Source organism: Bacillus stercoris (genome assembly GCF_029772985.1).
GTDB classification, from domain to species: Bacteria; Bacillota; Bacilli; order Bacillales; family Bacillaceae; genus Bacillus; species Bacillus stercoris.
Map to the genome: position 1 here is coordinate 300,430 of NZ_CP121861.1, position 20,507 is coordinate 320,936.

19 protein-coding genes and 4 pseudogenes are annotated in these 20,507 nt (G+C 42.2%); 21 read left to right on the top strand and 2 right to left on the bottom strand.

Annotated features, from left to right (window positions below):
* Positions 1–5 precede the first annotated feature (5 nt).
* The 7 genes and pseudogenes from QA442_RS01605 (at position 6) to QA442_RS01635 (ending at position 8,291) form a co-directional block, all read left to right on the top strand.
* Positions 6–1,622, top strand: a complete 1,617-nt coding sequence (locus QA442_RS01605) for a ribonuclease YeeF family protein (RefSeq protein ID WP_095431052.1) — start codon at positions 6–8, stop codon at positions 1,620–1,622.
* Positions 1,623–1,638: 16 nt separating this feature from the next.
* On the top strand, positions 1,639–1,965 hold the full coding sequence (locus QA442_RS01610) for an Imm8 family immunity protein (protein ID WP_095431053.1): 327 nt from the start codon (positions 1,639–1,641) through the stop codon (positions 1,963–1,965).
* 303 nt (positions 1,966–2,268) lie between these two features.
* A pseudogene (locus QA442_RS01615) lies at positions 2,269–3,696 on the top strand (T7SS effector LXG polymorphic toxin); the annotation flags it as partial.
* 22 nt (positions 3,697–3,718) lie between these two features.
* A complete protein-coding gene (locus QA442_RS01620) occupies positions 3,719–4,057 on the top strand; it encodes a hypothetical protein (protein WP_095431054.1) in 339 nt (112 codons plus the stop codon).
* A gap of 424 nt (positions 4,058–4,481) precedes the next feature.
* Positions 4,482–6,311 (top strand): PTS beta-glucoside transporter subunit IIABC, encoded by a 1,830-nt coding sequence (gene bglP, locus QA442_RS01625; RefSeq protein WP_095431055.1) that lies wholly within the window; start codon positions 4,482–4,484, stop codon positions 6,309–6,311.
* Between the two features lie 21 nt (positions 6,312–6,332).
* Entirely contained in the window at positions 6,333–7,742 is a 1,410-nt protein-coding gene (gene bglH, locus QA442_RS01630; RefSeq protein ID WP_095431056.1) for an aryl-phospho-beta-d-glucosidase, read from the top strand.
* A 102-nt stretch (positions 7,743–7,844) separates the two neighbouring features.
* Positions 7,845–8,291, top strand: coding sequence for a universal stress protein (locus QA442_RS01635; RefSeq protein ID WP_095431057.1), 447 nt, complete (start codon positions 7,845–7,847; stop codon positions 8,289–8,291).
* A 33-nt stretch (positions 8,292–8,324) separates the two neighbouring features.
* Here the strand turns inward: QA442_RS01635 and QA442_RS01640 are convergent, their stop codons facing one another.
* Positions 8,325–9,056 (bottom strand): 2OG-Fe dioxygenase family protein, encoded by a 732-nt coding sequence (locus QA442_RS01640; RefSeq protein WP_095431058.1) that lies wholly within the window; start codon positions 9,054–9,056, stop codon positions 8,325–8,327.
* A gap of 167 nt (positions 9,057–9,223) precedes the next feature.
* Here QA442_RS01640 and QA442_RS01645 point away from each other — a divergent pair, with 167 nt between their 5' ends.
* The 14 genes and pseudogenes from QA442_RS01645 (at position 9,224) to dbpA (ending at position 19,043) form a co-directional block, all read left to right on the top strand.
* Entirely contained in the window at positions 9,224–9,967 is a 744-nt protein-coding gene (locus tag QA442_RS01645) for an SDR family NAD(P)-dependent oxidoreductase (protein ID WP_095431059.1), read from the top strand.
* A gap of 68 nt (positions 9,968–10,035) precedes the next feature.
* Complete coding sequence (locus QA442_RS01650) at positions 10,036–10,971, top strand: DMT family transporter (protein WP_014665964.1); 936 nt, start codon at positions 10,036–10,038, stop codon at positions 10,969–10,971.
* A 686-nt stretch (positions 10,972–11,657) separates the two neighbouring features.
* Positions 11,658–12,065 (top strand): YxiG family protein, encoded by a 408-nt coding sequence (locus QA442_RS01655; RefSeq protein ID WP_040081327.1) that lies wholly within the window; start codon positions 11,658–11,660, stop codon positions 12,063–12,065.
* A 28-nt stretch (positions 12,066–12,093) separates the two neighbouring features.
* Positions 12,094–12,421: pseudogene (locus QA442_RS01660) on the top strand (DNA-binding protein); the annotation flags it as partial.
* Positions 12,422–12,493: 72 nt separating this feature from the next.
* A pseudogene (locus QA442_RS01665) lies at positions 12,494–12,946 on the top strand (hypothetical protein).
* Positions 12,947–12,962: 16 nt separating this feature from the next.
* The gene (locus tag QA442_RS01670) at positions 12,963–13,451 is read left to right on the top strand and encodes a DUF2716 domain-containing protein (protein ID WP_095431145.1); all 489 of its coding nucleotides are present in this window, start codon (positions 12,963–12,965) and stop codon (positions 13,449–13,451) included.
* 25 nt (positions 13,452–13,476) lie between these two features.
* Complete coding sequence (locus QA442_RS01675) at positions 13,477–14,235, top strand: Imm26 family immunity protein (RefSeq protein ID WP_095431060.1); 759 nt, start codon at positions 13,477–13,479, stop codon at positions 14,233–14,235.
* 34 nt (positions 14,236–14,269) lie between these two features.
* The gene (locus tag QA442_RS01680) at positions 14,270–14,485 is read left to right on the top strand and encodes a hypothetical protein (RefSeq protein ID WP_251988911.1); all 216 of its coding nucleotides are present in this window, start codon (positions 14,270–14,272) and stop codon (positions 14,483–14,485) included.
* A 292-nt stretch (positions 14,486–14,777) separates the two neighbouring features.
* Positions 14,778–15,089 (top strand): hypothetical protein, encoded by a 312-nt coding sequence (locus tag QA442_RS01685; protein WP_243571690.1) that lies wholly within the window; start codon positions 14,778–14,780, stop codon positions 15,087–15,089.
* A gap of 18 nt (positions 15,090–15,107) precedes the next feature.
* Positions 15,108–15,404, top strand: a complete 297-nt coding sequence (locus QA442_RS01690) for a YxiJ family protein (protein WP_095431061.1) — start codon at positions 15,108–15,110, stop codon at positions 15,402–15,404.
* Between the two features lie 15 nt (positions 15,405–15,419).
* Positions 15,420–15,875, top strand: a complete 456-nt coding sequence (locus QA442_RS01695; RefSeq protein ID WP_095431062.1) for a hypothetical protein — start codon at positions 15,420–15,422, stop codon at positions 15,873–15,875.
* 17 nt (positions 15,876–15,892) lie between these two features.
* Positions 15,893–16,021: pseudogene (locus tag QA442_RS01700) on the top strand (hypothetical protein); the annotation flags it as partial.
* A gap of 351 nt (positions 16,022–16,372) precedes the next feature.
* Complete coding sequence (locus tag QA442_RS01705) at positions 16,373–17,521, top strand: rhamnogalacturonan acetylesterase (RefSeq protein ID WP_095431064.1); 1,149 nt, start codon at positions 16,373–16,375, stop codon at positions 17,519–17,521.
* Between the two features lie 82 nt (positions 17,522–17,603).
* A complete protein-coding gene (gene dbpA, locus QA442_RS01710; protein WP_095431065.1) occupies positions 17,604–19,043 on the top strand; it encodes an ATP-dependent RNA helicase DbpA in 1,440 nt (479 codons plus the stop codon).
* 18 nt (positions 19,044–19,061) lie between these two features.
* On the opposite strand, the gene QA442_RS01715 is transcribed toward dbpA, so the two are convergent.
* The gene (locus tag QA442_RS01715) at positions 19,062–20,348 is read right to left on the bottom strand and encodes an MFS transporter (protein WP_095431066.1); all 1,287 of its coding nucleotides are present in this window, start codon (positions 20,346–20,348) and stop codon (positions 19,062–19,064) included.
* Between the last annotated feature and the right edge of the window lie 159 nt (positions 20,349–20,507).

Below are 20,507 nucleotides of genomic sequence, written 5' to 3' on the forward strand. Positions count from 1 at the left end.
AGGGATTGAAAACATTAGATGTCCACGCTCTTCACGAGGGCATTCAGCATACGATTGACAAACTGGACAAGCAAAAACAACAGCTGGAGAAGCTGGAAAAAAGCGTTGAGCATCTGGCAGGCATGAAGGATGCGCTGAAAGGAAAAGGCGGAGACGCCATCCGGACTTTTTACGAGGAGTGTCACAAGCCTTTTCTCCTTTTCTTTGGCATGTTTATCGACGAATACAAAAAAGTGCTGAAACAAACACAGCATGCGATTGCCTCTGTAGAATCTGACTCTCACGGCATGATTGGGGAGGCTTTTCTCTCACACGATGCGAGACATGGGGTCAAGCATGCACGAGAAGTGACAGAGCAACTCACAGACGCAGTTAATCGCCAGACATCAGCCATCGGCCACATCGTCAGCCTGCCGACAGTCAATGATTCCTTTTTTCAGATGGAAACAGAACAGGCTGAGCGGCTAATTTCAGAAACCCTGCATAAGCTCTTTCAATTTGACGGCCAGCAAACCCAAGCACTAGAAACCGCAAAATCAGATTTTCAAACGATGAAAAAATATATAGACCAGCTCGAAACCATGTACACTGGCCCGAAAATTGAAATCACAGGCTACAAAAGCGGCTCCATCCTGAAATCACAGGAAGAAGAAAACATCAACCAAACCTTCGGCGCTATTAACTCTCAAATGAAGCAGGCGGATGATTCACCGATGGAGATGATGTTGAAGAAGCTAGAGAAACATAAGCAGTCCAACGTTGATACCGTGATGAAGGATGGCAAACAACAGAAGATTGAGCGTGAGATTTATGGTGATGACAGTAACGTAACAGTTCTGCAGAAAGAAGCAGCAGCTCACCCGAAAGTCTATGGAGACATACGGGTGATAAATGATAAACTATATAATCATAAAGGATTAAAAAAAATAGATACGATAGAAGTGATTGACGAACTAACTCGCGATACTGCAAGCATCGACTACGTCGGCGGCAAATATTTTGTATATGCAAACGGCCAAATTGTGAGAGAATTCTACGCCGGAGGGAAAAAGCGGCTAGAAGAAGTGTCTTACATTCCAGAGGATAAAGTAGGCGGAGCCGAGTCACTTGATTCATTTCTCGCTGGAACGCAGTATGAATTTATTGAGTGGGTAAGCCCTCAGGGCGCTGTTAAAAAATTGGCGGTCCGAGGGGGGAAACGTGTTGTCACAGATGTTGCTAAACATGTAGCGGAGAAGGATATAAAGGGAGACGTAAAAAAGAAACTTTCTAAAGGCAGTGTTAATAGCAAGTGGTGGCATCCTGGATATGTAGATAATTTAAGCTCTTCCCAAACGGTTATAGGAATAAAGAATTCCCCTAAAGGTTTATCAACTCTTGGTAGCTCAACACGTCAGAATGCACTAGATGCAGGAAAAGGCTGGGTTGGTCAAGGAGCGGAAAAAATGTATGATAAAGCAGGAAATTTTTTAGGGTACAAAAGTGTAGATAAAATGAGAGCTTTCAGATTGCAATATAAACCAAAGGAAAAAATGTGGAGAGCGAACTTCACTGAAAATGAAATTACTGTTGTAGGATCAAAAACAGAATTAAGAAATGTACATGTTGATATTTTAGATTAAAAGGTGGGATATAATTATGTTAGAAATTAAAGCTTTAACTAAAGACTATGAAAATTGGGGTGAGGATGCTGATGATTTCTACGTTTCATTTGAACTTGACGTAGGATTGCCTGATATACCAGGTGCTTCTGATTTATTTACTTTTAATATTATTAGTCCTAAAAGATTGGATAAGATACTTGAAAGTACAAAAATTGAATTAGGTCATGGATATCTCATAATGAGAGATTTTAATATAAAAACTGTCAATTCTACTGTAGAGACTATCATGAATAAATGTAAAGACGATGACTATGATAAGTATATAAATAATTTAGCTCAATACTTTAAATTACAAGGATAACACCAAAAGAGTTGTTGGCTAGTCGCTTATAGTTATACTAAAAGAATATGAATATATCGGAACTGTAATCAATTTCGAATTTAATACACATGTTATATGATAAACAACTAGAGGTTTTTCATGTTAGAAGATATTCCTGGTTATAAAAATCTCACGTCATAACTATTTTAATTAAATGGTTTTCAGGACCCGCTGGTTTGCTTCCTAGTGAGTAGCTTTAGAAGTGTAGTGGTAACTGTTTTACCTTGATTGGCAAAGTGCCTTTCAAGGTTTTTTAATAAAAATAATCTTTTATAGCTAATTCATAAACCCTTTCTCCTTTTCTTTGGCATGTTTATCGACGAATACAAAAAAGTGCTGAAACAAACACAGCAAGCGATTTCTTCTGTAGAATCTGACTCCCACGGCATGATTGCAGAGGCTTTTCTCTCACACGATGCGAGACACGGGGTCAAGCATGCACGAGAAGTGACAGAGCAGCTCACAGACGCAGTCAATCGCCAGACATCAGCCATCGGCCACATCGTCAGCTTGCCGACAGTCAATGATACCTTTTTCCGTATGGAAACAGAACAGGCTGAGCGGCTGATTTCAGACACCCTGCATAAGCTCTTTCAATTTGACGGTCAGCAAACCCAAGCACTAGAAACCGCAAAATCAGATTTTCAAACGACGAAAAAATATATAGACCAGCTCGAAACCATGTACACTGGTCCGAAAATTGAAATCACAGGCTACAAGAGCGGCTCCATCCTGAAATCACAGGAAGAAGAAAACATCAACCAAACCTTCGGCGCTATTAACTCTCAAATGAAGCAGACAGATGATTCACCGATGGAGATGATGCTGAAGAAATTAGCCGAGAATGAAAAGTCTAAAGTGGATTCAGTTGTCAAAACGGGTCATTCTAAAAAGGTAAGTAAAAATATCATCGTTATCAATGGTAAAGTGTATAATACGAGTGAACATAGAGAACATATAAAAACTGATTTCTCAAATGCAGAGGTTAAGCAAGTTGTTTTTAATGATACACTTTATAATGTATATATATCAGGTAATAATATGAAACTTGAACCTGTCGTCTCGCTTTCAGACATTAAAGTGGATGAGAGCGGATATGTGAAATTGTTAGAGACAGCTGTAGATCTTACCGGTGTGAATGATCTTTTTAAGGCAGCCACGGGCAGAGATCCGGTATCAGGCGAAAAAGTCACAGGGAAAGACCGTGTTGTTGCCTCCATAAACTCAGTACCATTTGCCCAAATAGCTAAGTTAGAAAAGTTAATAGATATTAATAAACTTATTAATGATGGGAAAAAGGCTAAGAAGGCTTCGGAAGTTAAAAACGTTGCTAAGGATACGGGTAATGGTGTACCTTCTTATGGAAAGAAGTCAGTACCTAAAGGGCCGTATCGTGAAGTAAATGGATATCCTGTTAAAGTAAAGCCGGGTGCCCAAGAGAAACATATTCCCAATACTCCTAACTACAAGCAAGAAATAGCAAATGGGAAAAACAAAAGTATTTTTTATGGAGATAATAAAAAAGCGCAGGAATTGCTTGATAAGTATGCAGGGAAAGGCGATTTCTTAAAAAATGGCAGGGAAAGAGTAGACTTTGGAAAACCAATAGGAAAATATTATGATCGTAATACTGGTGAATATGTTGAGACTACTAAAGGATTAATACATTATGGAAAAGACGGAGCGCATATAGTACCATCTAGGCCATAAAAATAAGGAAAAGAGGGATCGTATGGGTTATGATTCTTTAATTGAAACTTTAATAAAATATGAAAATAATGACTTGATACTAGAATGGGCAAGTGGGTTAAGGATTATTGGAGAACTAGATACTGTTTTTGAAACAGACAATGGATTGGATGAAGATGATAATAATTATACAGAATATGATGCAGCTGCATTTAAAGTAAATGATATTTTAGCTCATCCTACTAGTGAAGAAAGTAGTTTATATAATTGGTTAATACAAAAGAAAGGTTCATTAGTTGAAATTTCACTTTATGATGATCCGCCAAGTGCAGTTTTTTTAACTGACGGAGAAAGTATATGGAAAAGGGATAGTCAAAAATAAAACATATACCTTGATGGGCTAAATTGCCTTTCAAGGTTTTTTACTTTTATATTAAGTCAGCTGATATATTTGATAGTATTTTCAGGAAAATAAAACAAAATATACAAAAATGGCTTCCCTCTATAACAAAGCAGTCCTCAATAAGTAATTCCCTTTAGTCAACACCAAAAATGAAAGCGTTGACATCCTCTGAATCTAGTGCTAAAGTATACCTACAAACAAATAAAACGACCCGTCAGGATTGTTACTGCGAAAGCAGGCAAAACCTAAATGGTGCAGGTGCAGGAGGAGACTCTCGCAATCTGTGTCGTTTAGGTTTTTTTTATTCTCTTTTAGGAGGTGATGCGGCAGTTGATACAAAAAAAGCTGGTGAAAGGCGGCCACCTTTCATCCAGCAGTCCCCCCATAAAAAGGAGGTATACACATGGATTATGATAAATTATCGAAAGACATATTACAACTCGTAGGCGGGGAAGAAAATGTTCAGCGCGTGATTCACTGCATGACGAGACTGCGTTTTAATCTTCATGACAACGCGAAGGCAGATCGCAGTCAGCTGGAGCAGCTGCCGGGGGTGATGGGCACCAATATCAGCGGCGAGCAGTTTCAAATCATTATCGGAAACGATGTGCCGAAGGTGTATCAGGCGATTGTGCGGCACAGCAATCTCAGTGATGAAAAGAGCGTTGGTTCATCTTCTCAGAAAATGAATGTGCTGAGTGCGGTCTTTGATGTGATTTCTGGTGTGTTTACTCCGATTCTGCCTGCGATTGCGGGAGCGGGGATGATCAAAGGGCTTGTTGCGCTGGCAGTTACGTTTGGCTGGATGGCGGAGAAGAGCCAGGTTCATGTCATTTTGACGGCTGTCGGTGATGGCGCGTTCTACTTCCTGCCGCTCCTGCTTGCGATGAGTGCGGCGAGAAAATTCGGAAGCAATCCGTACGTAGCGGCAGCCATTGCGGCGGCGATTCTGCACCCGGATTTGACAGCCCTGCTCGGTGCGGGGAAACCGATTTCCTTTATCGGGCTTCCTGTAACCGCTGCCACTTATTCGTCAACAGTCATCCCGATTTTGCTGGCGATTTGGATTGCTTCCTACGTGGAAAAATGGATTGACCGTTTTACACACTCGTCTCTCAAATTGATTGTGGTTCCGACGTTGACATTATTGATTGTCGTGCCGCTGACATTGATTACAGTCGGTCCGCTTGGCGCTATTTTAGGAGAATACTTGTCTTCTGGGGTCAATTATTTGTTTGATCATGCAGGGCTTGTGGCGATGATTTTGCTGGCGGGAACATTCTCTTTAATCATTATGACGGGCATGCATTATGCCTTTGTGCCAATTATGATCAACAACATTGCTCAAAACGGACACGATTATTTACTGCCGGCTATGTTTTTGGCGAATATGGGGCAGGCCGGGGCATCATTTGCCGTCTTCCTTCGCTCCAGAAACAAAAAATTTAAATCACTCGCGCTTACCACGAGCATCACGGCGCTGATGGGGATCACAGAACCTGCGATGTACGGCGTGAATATGCGTTTGAAGAAGCCGTTTGCGGCCGCTTTGATTGGCGGTGCAGCAGGTGGCGCGTTTTACGGCATGACGGGTGTTGCTTCCTATATCGTCGGTGGGAATGCAGGACTGCCGAGCATCCCTGTCTTTATCGGGCCAACGTTTATTTACGCGATGCTCGGTCTCGTGATTGCATTTGTGGCGGGAACAGCAGCTGCGTATTTGCTTGGATTCGAGGATGTGTCTTCTGACGGCAGCCAGCAGCCGGCAGTGCATGAAGGCAGCGGAGAAATCATTCACAGCCCGATTAAGGGAGAAGTGAAAGCCTTAAGCGAAGTCAAAGATGGGGTGTTTTCTGCCGGGATCATGGGAAAAGGATTTGCTATAGAGCCAGAAGAAGGAGAAGTGGTCTCGCCTGTTCATGGAAGTGTTACCACCATTTTTAAAACAAAACACGCCATTGGCATTACGAGTGATCAGGGAGCTGAAATTCTCATACACATTGGATTGGACACGGTGAAGCTGGAGGGACAATGGTTCACGGCTCACGTCAAAGAAGGCGACAAGGTCGCACCGGGAGATCCGCTCGTGTCCTTTGATCTGGAGCAAATCAAAGCCGCGGGATATGACGTCATTACCCCGGTGATCGTGACCAATACAGACCAATATTCGTTTTCACCGGTGAAAGAGATCGGTAAAGTGCAGACAAAAGAAGCGCTGCTTGCTTTATCTTAAAAAACTGATGGGGTGATCAATATGAGTTCAAATGCAAAACGATTTCCAGAAGGATTTTTATGGGGCGGCGCGGTTGCTGCCAACCAAGTGGAGGGTGCTTATAACGAGGGCGGTAAGGGGCTTTCGACAGCTGACGTATCGCCGAACGGCATCATGTCTCCATATGATGAATCAATGACTTCCTTGAATCTGTATCACAACGGGATTGACTTTTATCATCGTTATAAAGAGGATATCGCTTTGTTTGCGGAAATGGGTTTTAAAGCGTTCCGTACATCAATAGCATGGACCAGAATTTTTCCGAATGGCGATGAAGAGGAGCCAAATGAAGAAGGTCTTAGATTTTATGATGATCTGTTTGATGAGCTGTTAAAGCATCATATTGAGCCTGTCGTAACCATCTCTCATTATGAAATGCCGCTCGGTTTAGTGAAGAAGTATGGCGGCTGGAAGAATCGCAAAGTCATAGAGTTTTATGAACGCTATGCCAAAACTGTATTCCAACGCTATCAACACAAAGTGAAGTATTGGATGACGTTCAATGAAATTAATGTGGTGCTCCATGCCCCGTTTACCGGAGGCGGTCTTGTCTTTGAAGAAGGAGAAAACAAACGAAACGCGATGTACCAGGCGGCACACCACCAATTTGTCGCCAGTGCTCTTGCTGTCAAAGCGGGTCACGAAATCATTCCTGATTCGAAAATCGGCTGTATGATAGCGGCCACGACAACCTATCCGATGACCTCTAAGCCGGAGGATGTCTTCGCGGCAATGGAGAACGAGCGCAAAACACTATTCTTCTCAGATGTTCAGGCAAGAGGCGCGTACCCGGGATATATGAAACGCTATCTGGCTGAAAACAATATTGAAATTGAAATGGCTGAAGGCGATGAAGAGCTCTTGAAAAAACATACGGTAGATTACATTGGATTCAGCTACTACATGTCGATGGCGGCGAGCACTGATCCGGAAGAGCTTGCAAAATCAGGCGGCAACCTGCTGGGCGGAGTTAAAAACCCTTACCTGAAATCATCAGAATGGGGCTGGCAGATTGACCCGAAAGGCTTGCGTATTACGCTCAACACATTATACGACCGCTATCAGAAGCCGCTGTTCATTGTTGAAAACGGCCTTGGCGCTGTAGACCAAGTTGAGGATGACGGCACAATTCAGGACGATTACAGAATCAACTATCTGCGTGATCATTTAATTGAAGTGCGCGAAGCCATTGCGGACGGCGTTGAATTAATCGGATACACATCATGGGGGCCAATTGACCTTGTCAGTGCATCTACTGCGGAAATGAAAAAACGCTACGGCTTCATTTATGTGGACCGGGACAATGAAGGAAATGGAACATTAAACCGCATCAAGAAAAAAAGCTTCAACTGGTATCAGCAGGTCATCGCTACAAACGGAGAGAGTCTCTGACAACTTTTTGAAAACTCATGCGCTTCAATTGACAATAACGAAAAGCAGGTGGACAATAAAAGAGAAAGATGAACCACCCACAGTCCGAAAGGCGGGAAGAGCATGTTTAACAAAATGTTAGTTGCGATTGACGGATCAGATATGAGTGAAAAAGCGCTTGATGCCGCAGTGCATTTGGCCAAAGAGCAGCAAGCGGAACTAAGCATTCTTCATGTGGGGAGAGAAGCCGTCGTCACCACTTCTTCTCTGACGGGAATTGTCTATGTGCCTGAACATTTTATTGATGAAATCAGGAGCGAGGTTAAAAAAGAAGGCCTGAAAATCCTAGAGAACGCAAAAGAAAAAGCAGCCGGAAACGGTGTTCAAGCTGAAATCATTTATGCGAATGGCGAGCCGGCACATGAAATACTAAATCATGCAAAAGAGAAAGGCATCAGCCTGATCATCGTTGGCAGCCGGGGGATCAGCGGACTGAAAGAAATGATGCTTGGAAGCGTCAGCCATAAAGTGTCTCAATTATCAACCTGCCCGGTTTTGATTGTTCGATAGATTTATTGAAAAAGCGCCCCTTGGGCGCTTTTTTTATCTATTAGAAAATGTAACTAATAATATATCTCGATGCGCGCCATCTGCATTGGCAGTGCCGACTGGTGTAACCGCATGAAAGACCTTTTGCCCGAGAACGAGTGTTTCAAGCGGGTTCGTCAGCCGCAGTACTTTATCAATTTGTTTGACAGATGGAGCAATCAAGTTATCTCCGCCGATGGCATCCTCGCTCAGCTGAAATAGATGGACGAAAACAAGCGGTTCATCGTCACGATGCAGCCAAATGGGTGAGCTGTATGAAGGCGCGTCAGGTGTCACTTGATATCTGACTTGGTGGAGCCCGACGATCACTTCTTTCTCCCAATCTACAAAATCGGTTTGGCGCGCCATTTCTACATTTGAATGTATCATTTGCTGCGTAATAGGATGCTGTAGAAACTCATCTGATATTTTTTCAAATTGTCTGACGATACCACCGTCATCATAATTATATTCTTTTGATTGGAAATATCCATTATCCGGATCTAATTCAAGAGTGTCGGAGTGAGGAGCCAAAATGTAGCGGGAATGCGCTCTGTAACGGCCGCCTCCTTTAGGATCAGCTTTCAAAGCGTCATATGTAAGCTGTAATTTGCGGACTGCGGCGTCTGTAGTTTTTTGCCGGTAGAAATCTGCTGGAATATACGAATAGCCGTTTTCCTTTAAAAAAGAAGCATAATGAGAAATATCGGATGTTAACTCTTTTTGTACGTTTGAAACTTGAACCATATGAATCTCTCCTTAAAAAGTAGATGATTTTTTTAGTAATTTCCTGTATGATAGAAAATGTGGAAAATAGAGGATGTAGTACAATGCTAAATTATTTGTAATATATTGTCAAATAATAATATTCAGATTATTACAAATTACCAAAATGAAAAAAGGCAGAATGTAAAATGATGAAGAAAAAGAATATAATGATCACTGGGGCAAATAGTGGAATCGGCTTTGCGGCAGTAAAGCAATTTCTTACAGAAGGCTTTCGAGTAGTTGGAGTGGATATTCAAACGAATAAAATGTCAGAATTTATAGTAAACAGTGAGTTTCACATGGAAAAAGCAGACTTGTCTGATGTCCAGCAGGCGGAATCTTTGATGCCAAAACTTGAACAAAGCCGATTGATCCCGGATATTTTGATCAATGCAGCAGGGATAAGAGAAATCACCCCTGTTCTTGAATTATCGGCAGAATCATTCAAAAAGGTCATAGACATTAATCTCACGGCAGCCTTTATTCTTTCCCGAGATGCGGCAAGGCTGTGGTCAAAGCTGGGAAAACGAGGCTGTATAATCAACATCGCCTCTGTGTCCGGTCTGATGGCAGAGCCTGCGCGGGCTGCCTATGTGTCTTCCAAGCACGCGGTCATCGGACTGACGAAGCAGCTCGCTATGGAATTCGGATCAAAGGGGATCAGGGTGAATAGCATTTCACCGGGCGTGATCCAAACAGAATTAACGGAAGAGTATTTTCAAGACGATGAATTGGTTCAGCTGATCAAGGATAACCATGCCCTTCATACATGGGGGCAGCCGAGTGATATTGTTTCCTGTATGAAGTATTTGGCTTCTGATGAGGCGCACTTTATTACAGGTTCAAACTTTGTCATAGACGGCGGCTGGACGGCCGGCAAGAAACTATAAAAAAAGGGAAAAGCACCTTGCAGTTGGGGTGCTTTTCCCTATACATAACTGGAGGTAGAATACGCTTGATGCAGCAAGATCTCTCAATCACACCAAAACAAAAATCAACAGCCGTAATCAAAATGGTCATCTCTATGGTGATTTTCGGCTCCATCGGCTTTTTCTCAGAGCATACCAATTTGCCGTCATTTGAATTGGTCTTTGTCCGCTGCCTTTGCGCGACGCTATTTTTAAGCTTTTGCTGGCTGGCGTCCGGCCAATATAAAACTGAAAAATGGAGAAAGAGAGACGTGCTGCAAACATTGGCGTGCGGTTTCTTTCTTGTATTCAACTGGGTGTTCTTATTTAAGTCTTTTGAAGAAACGTCCGTTACAATTGCTATCTCCGTTTATCACCTAGCACCGGTGCTTGTTCTTCTCCTGGGAAGCATCATCTACAGAGAGAGACTACATGTCATCTCCGTCAGCTCCATTATCATCTGTTTTCTGGGAACTGCGCTGATTTCCGGGATTAACGGCAGTACTTCATTGACACAGCTGATGGGATCAGGGATCATTTGGGCCGTTCTCGCCGCACTGTTTTATGCGTTCACCACTTTATTGGGAAAAGGCATTCAAAACCTCAGCCCTTACACGACTACCTTCCTGCAAACGGGTTTAGGAGTTATCATCCTGATTCCGTTTATTCACTTCGGCGCTTTTGCTGACCTGTCTCAGGGAAACTGGATTATGGTGGTATCTACCGGTATTATTCATACGGGTATTGTATATTTGTTATTTTTTGACAGCTTGCGATTTTTATCAACGAAATTTATTTCAATCATTGTCTTTCTTGACCCCGCTGTCGCGATCGTGCTCGATACCGTCTTCACAGGTTTCCGCCCTGACCTCTATCAAACGCTCGGCATCGTGCTGATCTTTGCGGGCATGGCCTTGACGCTTGTCAGGAGGCGGGGGAAGGAGAATGTGGCAGCTGAAGGTACGGATATTGAACAAATCCAATAATGAAAAAATGTAAAAAGGCCTATGCGGCCTTTTTTTGATTCTTAAAATAATATAAACATTCCAGAAAAATATTGTAATCCTATTCCAATGACGCTAACATGTTAAATCAATAATACAATTATTTCAAATTCTTGGTGGGGAAAAAGGCTTTCACAATTGCGGTAAGGGGAAAAGTGAATGTACTATTTTATGAAATATCAACTCTTAATGACTATGATTGGCTTGAAAAAGAATATAAAACAATAGAGTATATAATATTCGATGTATTGAAAAATATAGAAAATGAACAATATGAAATATACTCTTACTCGGTATCAAAAATGATAGCAATGATTGTATATACTCTGCGAATTTAAAAACTAATACTTTGTTTAATTATAAAAAAATTTCTTTTATGAAAACATCAGCAGAAGAATTTAAAACATAATTGTTGCTCATGAGAATATCATTTTATTGAAAAAAAAATGTTGAGTTAAAAGATATATTGAGCAGAGTTCATTTAACAGAAAAAACACTTGTTAAAGATTTACTGAATGTGGTCTTCTGCCATATAGAAATAATAGACTCCGAGACTATCAGAATAGGATCAATAAACAGAGAAAATATTCTAAATATCATTTAACAATTATTAAATAATTTGTCTGGAATTATTGATATATAAACAGAGATTAGTCAGGAGAGGAAGAATGTACAAAACAATTGAACAATGGATAGATTATATTGATGGGGGTTGCAATGTTTTAAAGGTCGATTATCAGTTCTTTAAAAAAGAACTCTTACTTGAGATTCAGGTTGTTCAAAATAAAGCTGAATATACGCATAATATTATTTTTCAAAATGTAGCTTCTGTTTATGTTAATGGAGGTGATGGGGATATTCGATTGGAAAGGGCTGTTCCGGAGGAGTTTAATTGGCAAATTTTCGAGATTAGTTATCATCCGGAAGGAATCGGAAACCTATCAAATCCTGTAATTCCAGAGTATCAATCAAATGCAAATTTTCTCGTTGACATAAACAGAAGATTAATAGCTGTAGAGGCTGAGACTGTTTCTTTTGATTCAAAACAATTTTATGCGTATAAGGTTAACGAATAAGAGAATTTATAACCTGGGAGCATGATCAATGAAAAAATTAAAAATGAATAAAATCATCAACACGAACACCCAAGATTGTTTTTTCCATGCTGATCCACAGGGGCGTGTCTACATTGGAAAAGGGTTGAAAGGTGATATCACCATTACAACCTATGATCCTTTCGGTGACGTTCGGGATTTTAGAGTGAAAGAGCAGATTGCATACAGCGATATTCAGCTCTTTCAACAATGTGCAGATGGCTATGTCTTCGTTTATTACGAATCGTATAAGCCGAAGGTAAAGGTTTTTTCAGAAGAGGGAAGGGTGGAAAGTGCTTTTCACTTGCCTTCAGGGGGTTTCCTGCTGTCTTTTGGATGAAAAACAAAACCTATGGGTCGGTTTAAGCGATGAAGGTATTTATGATGACGAAAACTCAAATGGACAAAGTGTGCTGTGCTTCACTTTAGACGGACAATTAAAGGAAACTCACATTGATCAACAGCTTTCAGAAATATATGCGCCCGTGGTAGATGACTGCTATGCACTTGCAGAAAAAGACGGACTGATATACATGCTGTATTACGGAGATGCAGTCATTGCTGCGTTTGACGACACGGTCGTGAGGCGGGTATGGATTCTGTCGGATAAAGAGCCGAACTCAGAAGCATTTTATCAGCTTGCGATATCTGAAGAAGGTTTTTTGGTTGGGACGTTCAATTGTTACAGTGAAGAGCTTGAGTCGTCTCTTTATTTGATTTCTGCCGATGTGAGTCAAGAGATGGAAGAGATAACATGCTGTGACTCGAACGGTGAAGCCCTAGACGTTCAACAGCAGTAACTGACAAGTAACGCTGTTTATGCAGTGGCCTCTTCTGGTGTTTATAAACAGGATATCCAATAGGCGTAGGGATGAGATCCTGATGAATTGGCGCGCCTTAAGTCAGACAAAACAAGACCGCATCTGGTCAGAAGTGAACAAGCTCATAAAATGGAAACCCGGAAGCAGATGTCATCACATCATTCCGCCTGATCCATATCGAGTGTTTGATATCTCAAGCGCGATGAGCAGTAAAGCTGGTCATAATGATGTGAGTGGAGTGCTGAGTGATTTAGAGACTTCTATTTTAAAAGCATTTCAATTATGTACTGGAAAGAAAGATGTAATGTACGCACTAGATTGGCAGCAAGACGGATATACCTTTAGTCCTCATCAGGCAATGCCTAAGGATGAATTTGGCGAATGGCCTGTTCCCGTATTTCCAAATGGAGACTATTATTTCTTTTTTCATCAGGACTTCTCTTGGGGACTTTTGGGAGACCCGTGGAAATTGACAATCACTGTGTTTGGTGAAGAGCTGTTGGAGACAATTGATAAATATCCGCCGATTCTGTTTCAAAATAGATGAGTGTTTTCAAAAACGGAGGTGAAACATGGGCTTTTGGGAAGAGAAATATAAAAATAAAAAGATATTCGTAAGTGATGATGGTTTGGATATTTGTCACGACGCCATCGAAGATTTTCACGCTGTGTTCCTGGAACAATTGGATCGCAAGCCTACTCTAAATGAATTTATTTATACTCTCTTTCAGGTATTAAACTCAGACGGCGATTTGCTTTTTAAAGAATTAGAAGGAAAACAAGTCACCGATATCAACCTAAAGATGAAAAAAAGAACTACTTTAAGTGAAGTTAGGCCTGGTGTTGTCATTGAAATCCCTTTACGGAAAATCAATCAGTTCACATATGCATTAGTGGTAAAAGGAGATTTAGCAACAGATAAAAATGATGATCTTCTAATTCAGTATTTTGATATTTTTACAGATCAACGCTTGAGTAAAAAAGACATTTCTCTCATGATGGCAGAAAAGCAAAGAACCCTTTTTATTGCGAATACAGGATATACAGGCTTTCTTCAGGGGAATTGGAAGGTTGTTTCCAAGGTGCCGATAGATTTGATGAAAAAATTTGATCATTCTACTATAACATTTGTCATGTATGAAGATGGAAAATACCTCATTAGCCAAGACGATTCATTAGCGGCAGAGAGTGATTTAATAGAGGTTGATGAAAAACGGGGGAAGACCTTTAGCAACCCGATTGGGCTATTTGGTCACCTTAGTATTGAGGATATTCTTTATCAATATTTCAAGGGAACCTCGATAGAGGAATTGATTAAGTATGAGTTGTAAGAAGGGCTTTTATTAGGGGGAGGTTGAGGCACATATGAGCAGGTATTGTCTGGAATGTGCAAATACTGAACTTTTTCTCTTAAATGATTTTTTCAAACAATTCCCCTTACGTATCACTGAGTATCATTGGGTCATTGGCGATATTTTAAATATGATGGATGTATCCTCGGATAAGGATCATTGGAACGATATCATTGGCGAGCGTGAAGACTATCTTTTATTACAGGTGAGGAATTTCATCGTATATTAAATGAATATGAGATTTATGTGATATTTTCTATTTTAACTGCTGTGCCTAAAGAGACGATACTGTATGATATAACACAAGTTCCGTTTGTTGATGGGAATACTGACTTTTATGAAGATGATTATATCTCCCCTGTGAAAGAATGTATTTTCGAAGTCGGTTTCTTTGATTCAACAGATATTATATTTACAGTGACCGATGAAAACATAGAAAGAATGTTGAAGGATTCTTTTCCTGACTTGAAGCCTTACTGTGAGTATGGAGTATAGAGACGCTATTAACGGAGGAATCAAAATTGAGTATTTCAGGAGCTACTCCTATTTTGTTTCAGCATATCAAGAAATGGCGTTTTTATCGGGAAACAGATCACGTGCTTGGTGCCATTTATACGATTGAGTTAGCAGCTGTTTATCATTCACGTACGATTGTTGTCATATTCAAAGACGTTTCAGGCGTTACAATAAGAGAAATCGAAACCATATCGGGTCTATCTGATGGACTTCTCCATATTGAAACGCAACCGCAAGGCATCTACCTTGTGGAAGAATGGGAAGAGGAGACGTTCCGTTTTTATTGCCGGCAATATGAGGTGATGGAAGTTGAATAGGGTGAGGAGAGAATCAGCGTGTTTGAACAGCTGAAAAAAAGACAGCGAGAGCTTGAAGAAAAGCCGTATCCTGATGAACGGTACGGCTTTGAAGCGGACATCTATGAGTTTTTTATGCTAGTTGATGGCAGTTTGGATTATGTGCTGGCGAATAAAAGGATGCCCCGGCATCAGCGGCGTTCGTTGGAGAAAAGTTTTTTTGAGCTGTACCCTGAAATCTCGACGGCCATGATTAAAAACGATACCGATTTGTATTGTCACATATTATTGTATGAACAAGTCAGACAAGAGATTTGTGTTGCGCTATCCAACTGATAAGGGGAAGATTTTATGGAAATAACCTCTATAAGCAGTATCGGCAATTTGGACATGATCGTTCTTAAGCCTCACCAAGTTGTTATGTCTTGTGAACTTGAAGATGCAGAGTCGTTTTATCGTTTTTGGGAAGGGCTTGCCTACGATCGAATCATGATACAGGTAATAACGACTGGTTCATTTATAGAACACCTTTCCGAGTATTTTGAAGGACATGCTTACAAGGTGACGAAGCTGGGCAAAAGGGAATTCCGTTTCGAATCCGTAATACAGAAAGCAGACCGTGACATTGCAGGTTATCTCTTTCTACTAGCTTCCATCAATGACGATGTTTTTCTGATCACTAATCCTCAACCGGATAAAAGCTATTTTTCCGAAGGCAAACTCCAATGCCTAACGGACTCAGGCGAACGGATCATGTGGTTTGAATTCGATGCTGTGGACATCTATATGGTTGGCGGTGAGTCATAAAAATAGGGGGAATTCATTTGAATATCACACAATACGAGAAATTGAAAAAGCATCTTTCTGATGAGGATACAGGTCCATTTACATTAAACGAGTTTTCTTTCTATATGAAAGAAGATGATCGTTATATTCAAATTCCTGTGTTTGAATTAAAACTATCTGCTCAAACCTGTGACATTCAATTGCGGTTTGAAAACATTAGTGCATCAAAGCTGGATGACCTTGAATCCATCGATGCGGTTGAGTTGGAGATTGAACCGACTGATGATCAATGGGAAAGACTCCGTTATTATGTGTATGACGAAGAAGACCAAATAAGCTTCTATTGCGGAGGTTGGGATGTGATCAAGTGTGACAAGAAGTCACACTGATTTTCCCCTTCTTGAGACTCTCCCCTCATTTTTATTCCTCAACGCCATTTTTTTCTCCCTTCAGCCATCATAAAGAAACAATCACCGAGTATGCATTAATGTATTCGTTTTCATAGAGGGGGAGTCTTGATGAAAAAATGGATGGCAGCGGTTTTTGTGATGATGTTGATGCTGTGTTTTGACGGGAATGAGAGTGTAAAGGCAGCGGAGCAGAAGGTGTATCAGTTTGACTTTGGAAACGGTTCGGTGGAGCCTGGTTATATTGGTGTCAGGGCGTCTGATCGGTATGACCCGTCAAAGGGATACGGTTTTCAAACACCGGAGAATATGAAGGATGTGGCGGCATCCGGGACTGGTGTGAAGAGTGATGCGGTTCAATTTTTAGCGTATGGGACGAAAAGCAATAACACGTTTCAAGTGGATCTCCCGAACGGCCTTTATGAGGTGAAAGTGACGCTTGGCAATACGGCAAGGGCCAGTGTGGCGGCGGAGGGCGTGTTTCAGGTCATCAATATGACGGGGGATGGCGCGGAGGATACGTTCCAAATTCCTGTCACCGACGGGCAGCTGAATCTGCTGGTGACAGAGGGAAAGGCAGGCACCGCTTTTACGCTTAGCGCCTTGAAAATAAAGAAACTGTCTGATCAGCCGGTGACGAACCGAACCATTTATGTCGGCGGCGACTCGACGGTGTGCAATTATTATCCGCTCAACAGCAGCAAGCAGGCGGGCTGGGGGCAGATGCTGCCTCACTATATCGATAAACACACCTTTCAAGTGAGGAACATGGCGTCTGGCGGACAGATCGCGAGAGGATTCAGAAATGATGGACAGCTTGAGGCGATCCTGAAGTACATCAAGCCGGGGGATTATTTTATCTTGCAGCTCGGCATTAATGACACAAATCCGAAGCATAATGAATCTGAAGCGGAGTTTAAAGAGATGATGCGTGATATGATCCGCCAGGTGAAAGCGAAAGGAGCGGACGTCATCCTATCAACGCCTCAGGGCCGGGCGACCGATTTTACTTCTGAAGGCATCCATTCGTCTGTCAACAGATGGTACAGGGCCTCTATTTTGGCTTTGGCCGAAGAGGAAAAAACACATCTCATTGACTTAAATGTCCTCAGCTCGGCATACTTTACATCGATCGGTCCGGAAAAAACACTCGCGCTTTATATGGACGGAGATACGCTGCATCCGAACCGCGCGGGGGCCGACGCACTGGCGCGATTGGCTGTTCAAGAGCTAAAACGCCAGGGAATCGATGGCTTTTAACACGTCATTTTTTCGACAAAACACATACGCCTTCGTCAATTAGAGTATAATGAGAACATCTGCAAGAGACAGGAGTTTATACATGAGTCATTTTAAAAACTATCAAATCAGTCATGACATTTTACGAGCACTGGAAGGACTGGGATATACAGAACCGACCAAGGTGCAGCAGAGCGTGATCCCGGCTGCCCTTGAACGAAAGGATCTTGTCGTCAAATCACAGACGGGAAGCGGGAAAACGGCTTCGTTCGGGATTCCTCTCTGTGAGCTGGCGGATTGGGATGAAAACAAGCCGCAGGCGCTTATTTTAACACCGACCCGTGAGCTTGCGGTGCAAGTAAAAGAGGATATCACGAACATCGGACGATTTAAACGAATCAAAGCGACAGCTGTATTTGGAAAGTCCTCCTTCGATAAACAAAAAGCCGAGCTTAAGCAAAAAAGCCACATTGTTGTTGGCACGCCGGGACGTGTTCTGGATCATATTGAAAAAGGCACGCTGCCGTTGGATCGTCTCTCTTATTTGGTCATTGATGAAGCGGATGAGATGCTGAATATGGGCTTCATCGAGCAGGTGGAGGCGATTATCAAGCATCTGCCGACTGAGCGCACGACGATGCTGTTTTCGGCAACGCTGCCGCAGGATATCGAGAAGCTGAGCCGTCAATATATGCAAAACCCGGAGCATATCGAAATCAAAGCGGCCGGCCTAACCACAAGGAATATTGAACATGCGGTGATTCAAGTAAGAGAAGAGAATAAATTTTCATTGCTGAAAGATGTGCTGATGACGGAGAATCCCGATAGCTGCATCATTTTCTGCCGAACGAAGGAGCACGTCAATCAGCTGACCGATGAATTGGATGACTTAGGATATCCATGCGATAAAATTCACGGCGGAATGATTCAGGAAGACCGATTCGACGTCATGAATGAATTTAAACGGGGCGAGTACCGTTACCTAGTCGCGACAGATGTCGCTGCGCGCGGGATTGATATTGAAAATATCTCCCTTGTCATCAACTATGATCTGCCGCTTGAAAAGGAAAGCTACGTGCACCGCACGGGCCGAACGGGACGCGCAGGGAACAAAGGAAAGGCCATTTCGTTTGTCACGGCCTTCGAAAAACGGTTTTTAGCCGACATTGAAGAATATATCGGATTTGAGATTCGAAAAATAGAAGCCCCTTCTCAAGAGGAAGTGGCAAGGAAGAAACCTGAATTTCTAGCTAAACTGAATGACCGTCCGGGTAGCAAAAAGGACAAAAGCGAAGAGCTGAATAAAGACATTATGAAGCTATATTTTAACGGCGGAAAGAAAAAGAAAATCAGAGCCGTTGATTTTGTAGGAACGATTGCAAAAATTGACGGTGTGTCAGCTGATGACATCGGCATCATCACGATTATGGATAACGCCTCATACGTTGAGATTTTAAATGGGAAAGGCCCTCATGTTCTCCAAGTGATGAAGAACACAACCGTCAAAGGGAAAAAGCTCAAGGTGAATAAAGCGAATAAATGATGAATGACCTGCTCCCAGTTAAAGGGGCAGGTCATTTTGCTGCTGGCTGACATCGGCGCTGGTCTCCTCAGGAACAAAGGCAAGAATCACAATGCCAATCACAAACAAAATGATCAGGCTGAACACCGCAGTCGAGGATTTTCCGGTCAGCTGGGCGGTCACGGCAATGAGCAGCGGTCCCATAATTGAGGCGAATTTCCCGAAAATGTTGTAAAAACCGAAGAATTCATTGGCGTGGCGCTTTGGCACAAGCTTGGCGAAATAGGAACGGCTGAGGGCTTGAATACCGCCCTGCGAGGTGGCGACAAGCATGGCCAGTATCCAGAAATCAATCGTTGTCTCCATAAAATAGGCGTACACGCAGACAATCATATAAATAACGATCCCAACGTACAGCATTGTCTTCCCCGTGAAGCGTTCTGCCAGTTTTCCGTATACAATCGAAAACGGCGCGGCGACGACCTGGGTGACAAATAGGATGATCAGAAGGCTTGAGGAACCGATCCCTAAATCTGATCCATAGGATGTCGACATCGTAATAATCGTGCCGACACCGTCGATATAAAAGAAATAAGCGAGTAAAAAGAGGAACAGTGCCCGGTATTGCCTGATCCGTTTCATCGTTTGGCCGAGCCGCTTAAAGCTGTTGATGACAATATGAGGTTCTCTTTTGATGTAATAGCGTTGATGGACATGTTTGATCATGGGGATGGTGAACAGCCCCCACCAAGCAGCCGTTATAAAAAAGGACAGCTGGCTTGCAGCCGATACAGACATTGGAATTGTTTCTGCTTGAGCGAGCAGGATGACAGCAATGCTGATGATAAATGGAATCGTGCTTCCAATGTATCCTAAGCCAAAACCCCGTGCTGAGACGAGATTCATTCGTTTCTCAGGCGTGACGTCAACGAGAAAGGCATCATAAAACACATTGGCGCCGGAAAAACCGATAGCCGATATCGTATAAAACAGTAACAATAGCAGCCAATGTTCACTAGGGATAAAGGCGAGCATCGCGGTGCTGGCGACACCGGCTGACACAAAGAAACCGAAGAACTTTTTCTTGCACCCTTCATAGTCGGCGATCGTGCCTAAGATCGGCCCGAGCAATGCAAGAATAAACGTTGAAATCGCAATGGTATAGCCCAGATAGGCAGTCGATTGAGCGGCGTTGACACCGCTTTCCGCAGCCGCTGATTTATAAAATAACGGAAACACCGCGGTGGTCACGACAATTGAGTAAGCCGAATTTGCCCAGTCATATAACACCCAGCTGTTTTCTTGTTTCGTAAAACGTTTCATCATCAGAGCCCCTCTCCGGTAACGATACTTCTATTGTACGAGAAATGGGCCTGAAAAGAATGGAATGCACGTCAATTTTTACAAAATATTTATGTTTTTTCGCTTCAAATCATACTTTTGATTTATTGCTGGGCTTAGGTGCATCTGGTACCATTTAACTAT

What these genes read in the sequence shown, in the direction of transcription:
- QA442_RS01610 (WP_095431053.1), top strand. Translation starts at nt 1,639, where the DNA reads ATGTTAGAAATTAAAGCTTTAACTAAAGACTATGAAAATTGGGGTGAG.
- QA442_RS01620 (WP_095431054.1), top strand. Translation starts at nt 3,719, where the DNA reads ATGGGTTATGATTCTTTAATTGAAACTTTAATAAAATATGAAAATAAT.
- bglP (WP_095431055.1), top strand. Translation starts at nt 4,482, where the DNA reads ATGGATTATGATAAATTATCGAAAGACATATTACAACTCGTAGGCGGG.
- bglH (WP_095431056.1), top strand. Translation starts at nt 6,333, where the DNA reads ATGAGTTCAAATGCAAAACGATTTCCAGAAGGATTTTTATGGGGCGGC.
- QA442_RS01635 (WP_095431057.1), top strand. Translation starts at nt 7,845, where the DNA reads ATGTTTAACAAAATGTTAGTTGCGATTGACGGATCAGATATGAGTGAA.
- QA442_RS01640 (WP_095431058.1), bottom strand. Translation starts at nt 9,056, where the DNA reads ATGGTTCAAGTTTCAAACGTACAAAAAGAGTTAACATCCGATATTTCT.
- QA442_RS01645 (WP_095431059.1), top strand. Translation starts at nt 9,224, where the DNA reads ATGATGAAGAAAAAGAATATAATGATCACTGGGGCAAATAGTGGAATC.
- QA442_RS01650 (WP_014665964.1), top strand. Translation starts at nt 10,036, where the DNA reads ATGCAGCAAGATCTCTCAATCACACCAAAACAAAAATCAACAGCCGTA.
- QA442_RS01655 (WP_040081327.1), top strand. Translation starts at nt 11,658, where the DNA reads ATGTACAAAACAATTGAACAATGGATAGATTATATTGATGGGGGTTGC.
- QA442_RS01675 (WP_095431060.1), top strand. Translation starts at nt 13,477, where the DNA reads ATGGGCTTTTGGGAAGAGAAATATAAAAATAAAAAGATATTCGTAAGT.
- QA442_RS01680 (WP_251988911.1), top strand. Translation starts at nt 14,270, where the DNA reads ATGAGCAGGTATTGTCTGGAATGTGCAAATACTGAACTTTTTCTCTTA.
- QA442_RS01695 (WP_095431062.1), top strand. Translation starts at nt 15,420, where the DNA reads ATGGAAATAACCTCTATAAGCAGTATCGGCAATTTGGACATGATCGTT.
- QA442_RS01705 (WP_095431064.1), top strand. Translation starts at nt 16,373, where the DNA reads ATGAAAAAATGGATGGCAGCGGTTTTTGTGATGATGTTGATGCTGTGT.
- dbpA (WP_095431065.1), top strand. Translation starts at nt 17,604, where the DNA reads ATGAGTCATTTTAAAAACTATCAAATCAGTCATGACATTTTACGAGCA.
- QA442_RS01715 (WP_095431066.1), bottom strand. Translation starts at nt 20,348, where the DNA reads ATGATGAAACGTTTTACGAAACAAGAAAACAGCTGGGTGTTATATGAC.